Raw genomic sequence first — 7,739 nt, 5'->3', positions numbered from 1 at the left:
ATTTTGCGCTCTACGCGTTCCAGCTTGCCTTGCCGCTGTCCGGCTGGGCGCTGGTGTCGGTTTCGATGCTGGAGATCCCCAGCCTGCCGTTCAATCTGTTCATCATGCCGAACCTGCCGCTGGCCGAATCGGATGGCGCCGAAAGCTTCTGGGCGGCGGCGCATTGGTATCTCGCCTATGCCGGCATCGCCCTGGTCGCTCTCCATGTCGCGGCGGCACTGCGGCATCATTTCCAGCTCAGGGATAGCGTGCTCACGCGCATGATCACGCCTTCGTCAGGTCAGGAATAGAGCGGGCAGTTCATTCGTTCGTGGGGGGTGAGGGCGCAGGAAATGCGCTGCCTCCAACAAGGAACACCCCCATGTACACGCGCATCCTCGGATTTGCGGCGGTCGCCGCTTGCCTTGCCATGCCTGTCTCAGCGGCCGTCGCGCTTGGTGACGCCGCCGGCAGCTATTCGATCAGCCCGGCCAGCTCCAGCATCCGCTTTTCCATCGGCAAGGTCGGCGGCGGCGGCCTCAATGGCGCGTTCGCCCGCTTCAAGGGCTCGATCCGTATCGACAACAGCGATGTCGGGCGCTCGCAGGTTAATTTCACCATCTTTCCCGAAAGCGTCGGCACCGGCCAGGGCCGCATCGATGCCTTCCTGCGCTCCGACGCGGTGTTCGATGCTGCCAACAGCCCGGAAATCCAGTTCCGCTCGACCAGCGTGACCCGAACCAGCGACACCACGGCCCTTGTCACCGGCCGGCTGACGGCGCGCGGCAAGACGTTCCCTGAAAAATTCACGGCCGAGCTTGGCGGTCTCAAGGCCGGCACGATAAAATTCCATGTCACCGGCAAGGTGCTCAGGTCACGCTACGGCATGGATGTCGGCACGCCGATCTATTCGAACATCGTCGACTTCGACATGACGCTGATGGGCAAACGCGGCTGACCTTGTCATTGGCTTTTCTCCTGTTTTCGGGCAAACCTCATCGCCTGTAATCGCGATGGAGAAGCCTGATGTTCCGATGGGGTGTGTTGTCGACGGCCAAGATCGGCCGCGAGCATTTGTTGCCGGCGATGGTCGAGGCGGAGAACGGCGTGCTGTCGGCGATCGCCAGCCGCGACCTGTCGAAGGCCAAGGCGCTTGCCGAGCGCTTCGGTGCACGCCATGCCTTCGGCTCCTATGAGGAACTGCTTGCCTCCAACGAGGTCGACGGCGTCTACATCCCGCTGCCGACTTCGCAGCATGTCGAATGGGCGGCCAAGGCCATCGAAGCCGGCAAGCATGTGCTGGTCGAAAAGCCGCTGGCGCTCGACGCCAAGGACATTCTCCCGCTGATCAAGCTGCGCGATGCCAAAAAGGTGCTGGTCTGCGAAGCCTTCATGGTCATCTACCACCCGCAATGGATCAAGGTGCGCGATCTCATCGCCAGTGGTGCCATCGGCCGGCTGCGCCATGTGCAGGGCGCCTTCTCCTATTACAATGTCGATCCCAACAACATGCGCAACCAGCTCGACCTCGGCGGCGGCGCGCTGCCCGACATCGGCGTCTACCCGACCGTGTCGACGCGCTTTTCCACCGGCAAGGAGCCGCTGCGCGTCCAGGCGACGATCGAGCGCGACAAGAAATTCGGCACCGACATCTACTCCTCGATCCGCGCCGATTTCGGCGACTTCGAACTGTCCTTCTACCTGTCGACGCAGATGGCGGCGCGCCAGGTCATGGTGTTCCACGGCGAGAAGGGTTTCATCGAAGTGTTCTCGCCCTTCAACGCAGGGCTCTACGACCACCACCGCGTCGAACTGCACAACCAGAACCACACCGAGGCGCAAGTGTTCCGCTTCCCCGGAACACAGCAGTACCGGCTGGAGGTCGAGACCTTCGCGCGTGTGGCACAGGGCGGCAAGGAGCGTGTTTTCACGCTGGAGGAATCCGTGCTCAACCAGAAAGTCATCGACGCCATCTTCCGCGCCGGTGGCACGGACGGCTGGGAGACCGTCTGAGCCTTACAATAAGATAGCCGGCTAATTCTGGGAGGAAAAATGGCTGACGATGCGGATGTGATCATTGTCGGCGCCGGCCTTGCCGGGCTGGTTGCTGCCGCCGAGCTTGCCGAGGCGGGCAAGAAAATCATCATCGTCGACCAGGAGCCGGAGCAGTCGCTTGGCGGCCAGGCGTTCTGGTCGTTCGGCGGCCTTTTCCTTGTCGATTCGCCCGAGCAGCGGCGCATGCGCATCCGCGATTCGCATGATCTGGCGCTCGAAGACTGGATGGGAACGGCCGCATTCGACCGGCCGGAGGATTTCTGGCCGCGCAAATGGGCGCAGGCCTATGTCGGCTTCGCCGCCGGTGAGAAACGCTCATGGCTCCTGCAGCGCGGCCTGAAATTCTTTCCTGTCGTCGGCTGGGCCGAGCGTGGTGGTGGCAACGCCATCGGCCACGGCAATTCGGTGCCGCGCTTCCACATCACCTGGGGAACCGGCCCCGGCGTGCTCGAACCTTTTGTCCTGCGCGTGCGCGAGGCTCAGAAGCGTGGATTGATCAGCTTCAAATTCCGCCACCGCGTCAATGAATTGACCCGGACGGGCGCTGTTGTAACCGGCGTGCGTGGCGATATCCTGCAGCCGAGCACTGTCGAGCGCGGCCACAAGAGCGCGCGCGAAGTATCAGGCGATTTCGAGCTTCACGCGCAAGCGGTGATCGTCGCCTCCGGCGGCATCGGCGCCAACCATCAACTGGTGCGGGAGAATTGGCCGCAGCGGTTGGGCGCGGCGCCGAAGCGCATGATCACCGGTGTTCCCGACCATGTCGACGGCCGCATGCTGGCGATCACGGAACAGGCCGGCGGCTCGATCATCAACCGCGACCGCATGTGGCACTATGTCGAAGGCATCAAGAACTGGGCGCCGATCTGGACCGACCATGCCATCCGCATCCTGCCCGGTCCGTCATCGCTGTGGCTCGATGCACGCGGCAAGCGCCTGCCGGTGCCGCTCTATCCCGGCTTCGATACGCTCGGCACGCTCAGCCACATCATAAGCACCGGCTTCGACTATTCCTGGTTCATCCTGACCAAAAAGATCATCCAGAAGGAGTTCGCGCTGTCGGGCTCCGAGCAGAACCCCGATCTGACGGGCAAGAGCTGGCGCCAGGTGCTCGGCCGCGCCACGTCAGGCATTCCGGGTCCGGTCAAGGCGTTCATGGAGAAGGGCGAGGATTTTATCGTCGAGGCCGATTTACCGACCCTGGTCGCGCGCATGAACGCACTGGCCGGCGGTGAGCCGTTGCTTGAGCTGGCTGAGGTCGAGCGCGAAATTCGCGCCCGCGACCGGCAGCTCGACAACCCGTTCTCCAAGGACATGCAGGTCACCGCCCTGCGCGGTGCGCGCGCCTATCTCGGCGACCGGCTGATCCGCACGGCCAAGCCGCACAAGATGCTTGACCCGGCAAATGGCCCGTTGATCGCGGTGCGCCTCAACATCCTGACCCGCAAGACATTGGGCGGCCTGCAGACCGATCTCGACAGCCGCGTGCTGGGTGCCGACGGCCAGCCGGTCGCGGGGCTCTATGCCGTCGGCGAAGCCGCCGGTTTCGGCGGCGGCGGCGTGCACGGCTATGCGGCGCTGGAAGGCACCTTCCTCGGCGGCTGTATCTTTTCCGGCCGCAGCGCCGGTCGGGCGGCTGCTGCCTCGGTGGCATGAAACGGCGCCCTCGCGGTCTGAATTCCGGCCTGGGTCCCACATACGCCCAGGCGATAAACATATGACTTTTTTATATTTTTCAGTTTTGGCCCGCCTCGAATACAAATGCGGATGCTTTTATCTTTCTGGGTGCAGCCGGTCCTGAGCCGCTGCAGGCAGTCATCACCTCGTGGTGACAGTTAGAAAGAAGGAAGTCTCCGATGTTCCTCTCAGACGGGCTCTATCTGCCCACCCATCGTCCGTTGCCGAAGTCGCAGCTCGAACAGGCGCGGCTGGCGGCCAACAGCAATCGCCGCCGGCCGGTCGGCTTGCTCGCGCCATTCACAGCCACGTGGTGGCTGCTGGTCGTCGGCGCCTTGCTGGCCGCCGCCGCGATCGCTGCTCAGCTTTCCTGATAGCAAGGCAGGAGATGACGATGCAAACCTCTCATATTTCGCCTGACGGAGAGACCCTTCACCGCTTCGTCGTCGGACGCGATGGCGAAGGCCACTGGATCGCGCGCGACGAAGAAGGCCAGACCGGCGGCGTTTTCGCGGACAGGAGTTCCGCGATACGTTTCGCCACGATGGAAAGCGGTCACAGGGTCGGCGCGATACGCTTCGCACCGGCGAGCGTCCGACTTTCCCTGTTCAACTGATCGCGCCCGGTTCCGTCCTCATCGGAACGATCTGGCCATGGACAATTCCAACGCTGCCGACCTGACCGGATTGCTCGATCGTCTCCCGCATGTCGGCAGATTGCTCGAACACCAGCTGTGGGAAGCCGCACGCGGCCTGTCGCTCGACAGATCATCCCGACATGGCCGCCGGTTTGCCCAGTTGGTCGAGGCCGGCGCCACGCTCGACGCCGTCCTCTTGCTCGTCGCCGCGTCGAAGCCGGAGCGTTCGGTGTCCGCCATCAGCAGGATCGGCGAGCGTTGGCTTTGCAGCCTTCAAGCCACGCATGCGGAGGCGCCGGCCAGGCCCGACAAATTCGACGCGGATCACACTGATCTGGCTGCTGCGCTGCTGTCGGCCCTGCTTTCCTCGCATCTCGAACAGGCAGCGCATCCAAAATATCACCCAGGAGAATCCCATGACGTCAGAACAAGCACGACTGCGCCTGACCGGTGCGATGACCGCGCTGGTAACGCCGTTCACCGACGGCGAGGTCGATCTGAAGCAACTGACCACGCTCTTGCGCTGGCAGATCGAACAAGGGATCAACGGGCTGGTCCCGTGCGGCACCACCGGTGAAGCCCCGACCTTGTCGTGGGAGGAGCGCCTCGACATCATCGCGCTCTGCGTGAAAATTGCCGGCGGCAGGGTCCCGATCATCGCCGGCACCGGCACCAACAGCACCGAGACGACGATTGCCTTTTCGACAGCCGCCGAAGCTTTCGGCGCCGACGCCGCCCTGATCGTGACGCCTTACTATAACAGGCCGAGCCAGGAAGGCATTTTTCGCCATTTCGAAGCGGTCGCCCGCAAGATCAGCTTGCCGATCATCGTGTACAACGTGCCGGCACGAACCGGCGTCGACCTGTCGCTGGAGACGATCGAGCGCCTGGCGCAGATTCCAACCATCGTCGGCATCAAGGATGCTACGGGCGATGTGAGCCGGCTATCCTCGCTTCCCGCTGTGCTGAGGCGCCGTTTCATCTGTCTGTCCGGCCACGACGCAACGTCGTTCGGCTTCAACACGATGGGCGGGCGTGGAACCATCTCCGTGGTCTCCAACGTCGCGCCGCGACTGTGCGTCGAGATGCATGATGCGTGCCAGCAAGGCGATCACCACACCGCCCGCGCCATCCATCACCGCTTGCGGCCGCTGATCGCGGCGCTCGAACTGGAGAGCAATCCGGTTCCGGTCAAATATGCCTTGAGTCTGGCGCTGGGGCTGAGCCCGGACGTCCGATTGCCGATGACGGCTGTTCGCCCTGAAACCGAAACAGCTATACGGGAGGCGATGCTGGCCCTGAGCGGGAGCCCCGATGTCGCGCAATCAAACGCGGTGCTGGCTACGTCCGCACCGTGGCGGCTTTGACGGGACGGAAGTCGCTTTGCCGTCAACGGCATAGACCAGTCCCGGCTGGACAATCCATTCGCCGGTCCGCAGCGCCTCGACGTCAAAGCGTCCGCTGCGGTCGCGCGGTGCAACGCCGACAAAATGGTATTGCAGCCCACTCGCATCGACGACCGTCTCGGCGATCGGATGGCCAGCGAGCCGGCCGATGATCGCGCCCTGTTCCCTGAGGTTTGCCAGGACGAAATACTCCGTCGGCATCCTGCGGCTAACCCGGGAGGTCAGCCAGACTGAATGTGATTTCATGTTCGTCTGAAGCCAGTTCGTCGTTCCGGCCGCCAATCAGGCGGCGGCCCGGAACTACATAGTCGCTGGCTGCATAGGAATTCGAGAGCAGGTTTTGGCCTGATTTATAAAGGCCGCATATGCCCCGCCGATCAGGGATCCTGCCGATGCCGTCGGCGCGGCTCGATACAGTCAGGCGACGGCCTCGTCGCAGGACCATCAGCGCAGTCCGGTCCGCCGGGTTGTACGTCGGGCCGGGGCGCGCAATCAATTGCGGGCCCGCTGACGCAATCGGGGCGCCCTGGGCGGTCCGGCCTATCGGGCCAGTCCGGTCTATCGGGCCGATCTGGCCGATCCGGTCTGTCGGGACGATCGGGCCTGTCGGGGCGCCACGGCCTGTCCGGCCTCCACGGTCTGTCGGGTCGGTGGTCGCGATCCCGCCAGTGGTGTTCGCGCCAGGGGCGGTCGCGATAATCCTCCGTGTCGACGCATGCGCTAAGCGTCGCGGCGCAAATGATGAGCGCCAACGCGCTTCCGAACCTTATCATGTCTGCGATTTCCTGCTGTCGGTCGAACCCATGGTGGTCTGCACCGCCAGCATTGCGCCTGCATTACGCCGGCCGCATCCGATCATGTCTGCGTAGTCGTCTCACTCACAGGATGGGAAAATCGCTCACCAGCGCCAGGCGCCCTGCCCAAGGGCGACTACCGCCTCAGTGATCCGGGTGAAGCTTACGCGGGCTCGGCCGACCGTGTGCCGGGCCCTGAGATAGCCGTGCACCAATCCCGGTTCCTCGAACCAGGTGGCGCGGCCACCTGCCGCGATGATGCGGTCGCGATAGGCCTCGCCATCCGACGACAGCGGATCGCATTGCGCGGTGATCAGTACTGTCGGCGGCAAGTTGGCGAAGTCGGTGTCGGCGAGCGGGGCCAGCGTCGCGTCGCCGCTGCGGTCCTGCCCGCCGGTACGGATATGCTTGTAGAATTCGAGATCGCGCATGGTTAGCATCGGCGCTTCGGCGTGGATCACGTAGGATCCCTTCGACCGATCGCCGCCCAGGCCGGGATAGATCAGCACCTGGCCGATCGGCCTTTTGGCCCAGCCGCGTGTCGCGTGGCTGACGGCAGCGGCCAGATTGCCGCCGGCGCTGTCGCCACAAAGCACGATAGGGTGCGGGCGGTTGGCCGCGGCCCATTCGAAGGCGCTCATCACATCGTCGAAGGCGGCCGGATGCAGGTGCTCCGGCGCCAACCGGTAGTCGACCGAGACCACCTCATAGCCGGTGCTGGCGCACAGCTCTGCACAGACATCGTCGTGGCTGTCCAAGCCGCCGAGGATGTAGCCACCGCCATGGAAATACAGCACCGTCACGGCTACCTGGCGCGCGCTTCGGTAGGTTCGGATCGGGATGTCGTGCGTGGGCGTTGCAATGGCGGAGGTTTCGACCGCAACGCCCTCGGGGTAGCCGGCAAAGAACTCGCGGCACATGCGATCGTAGATCTCGCGCTGCTGCGCGATCGTGTAGTCGATCGTGTCGGGTGGATAATAGGAGTTGGTCCGCTCGATGAAGGCCCAGGTTTCGGCGTCGATGAGGATTTTGTAGTCGGTCATGGGCGCTGGTCTGCCGCTCATTTCCCCTTCCACACCGGATCGCGCTTTTCGGCAAAGGCGCGAAAACCTTCCATGCCGTCCTCGGAGCCATAAAGCGCATCGACCGTCGCCAACTGGCGACGGGTCACCTTGTTCATCGCGTCCTGGA

10 protein-coding genes and 1 pseudogene are annotated in these 7,739 nt (G+C 63.7%); 7 read left to right on the top strand and 4 right to left on the bottom strand.

Annotated elements, in window-relative coordinates; genetic code table 11:
* From EN993_RS27255 to EN993_RS27230, 6 genes are all read left to right on the top strand, one after another.
* Positions 1 to 290, top strand: a 290-nt coding sequence (locus tag EN993_RS27255) for a cytochrome b/b6 domain-containing protein (RefSeq protein WP_206532424.1), incomplete at its 5' end; no start/stop codon positions are given.
* A 71-nt stretch (positions 291 to 361) separates the two neighbouring features.
* The gene (locus EN993_RS27250) at positions 362 to 937 is read left to right on the top strand and encodes a YceI family protein (RefSeq protein ID WP_109666913.1); all 576 of its coding nucleotides are present in this window, start codon (positions 362 to 364) and stop codon (positions 935 to 937) included.
* Between the two features lie 68 nt (positions 938 to 1,005).
* Entirely contained in the window at positions 1,006 to 1,992 is a 987-nt protein-coding gene (locus tag EN993_RS27245) for a Gfo/Idh/MocA family oxidoreductase (protein ID WP_109666911.1), read from the top strand.
* Between the two features lie 39 nt (positions 1,993 to 2,031).
* Positions 2,032 to 3,690: an FAD-binding dehydrogenase gene (locus EN993_RS27240; protein WP_127265312.1), complete on the top strand. Its 1,659-nt coding sequence runs from the start codon at positions 2,032 to 2,034 to the stop codon at positions 3,688 to 3,690.
* 200 nt (positions 3,691 to 3,890) lie between these two features.
* Positions 3,891 to 4,085: a hypothetical protein gene (locus EN993_RS27235; protein ID WP_109666906.1), complete on the top strand. Its 195-nt coding sequence runs from the start codon at positions 3,891 to 3,893 to the stop codon at positions 4,083 to 4,085.
* A 20-nt stretch (positions 4,086 to 4,105) separates the two neighbouring features.
* On the top strand, positions 4,106 to 4,327 hold the full coding sequence (locus tag EN993_RS27230; RefSeq protein WP_245468980.1) for a hypothetical protein: 222 nt from the start codon (positions 4,106 to 4,108) through the stop codon (positions 4,325 to 4,327).
* A gap of 151 nt (positions 4,328 to 4,478) precedes the next feature.
* Here EN993_RS27230 and EN993_RS27225 read toward each other — a convergent pair whose 3' ends face one another.
* Entirely contained in the window at positions 4,479 to 4,739 is a 261-nt protein-coding gene (locus EN993_RS27225) for a hypothetical protein (RefSeq protein WP_127265310.1), read from the bottom strand.
* Positions 4,740 to 4,764: 25 nt separating this feature from the next.
* Between EN993_RS27225 and dapA the strand changes: the two genes are divergently transcribed.
* Positions 4,765 to 5,715, top strand: coding sequence for a 4-hydroxy-tetrahydrodipicolinate synthase (gene dapA / locus EN993_RS27220; RefSeq protein WP_127265309.1), 951 nt, complete (start codon positions 4,765 to 4,767; stop codon positions 5,713 to 5,715).
* Here the strand turns inward: dapA and EN993_RS27215 are convergent.
* The 3 genes and pseudogenes from EN993_RS27215 to EN993_RS38010 form a co-directional block, all read right to left on the bottom strand.
* Positions 5,674 to 6,000 (bottom strand): hypothetical protein, encoded by a 327-nt coding sequence (locus tag EN993_RS27215; protein WP_127265308.1) that lies wholly within the window; start codon positions 5,998 to 6,000, stop codon positions 5,674 to 5,676. The genes dapA and EN993_RS27215 overlap by 42 nt on opposite strands.
* A gap of 652 nt (positions 6,001 to 6,652) precedes the next feature.
* Positions 6,653 to 7,591 (bottom strand): alpha/beta hydrolase, encoded by a 939-nt coding sequence (locus EN993_RS27205; RefSeq protein WP_109666895.1) that lies wholly within the window; start codon positions 7,589 to 7,591, stop codon positions 6,653 to 6,655.
* A gap of 17 nt (positions 7,592 to 7,608) precedes the next feature.
* Positions 7,609 to 7,739, bottom strand: a pseudogene (locus tag EN993_RS38010) (carnitinyl-CoA dehydratase); the annotation flags it as partial.

Source organism: Mesorhizobium sp. M7D.F.Ca.US.004.01.2.1, from assembly GCF_003997785.1.
In the GTDB taxonomy this organism is placed as follows: Bacteria; Pseudomonadota; Alphaproteobacteria; order Rhizobiales; family Rhizobiaceae; genus Mesorhizobium; species Mesorhizobium loti.
The sequence above is the reverse complement of the archived record's forward strand: the minus strand, read 5'-3'. Positions and strand labels throughout refer to the sequence as shown.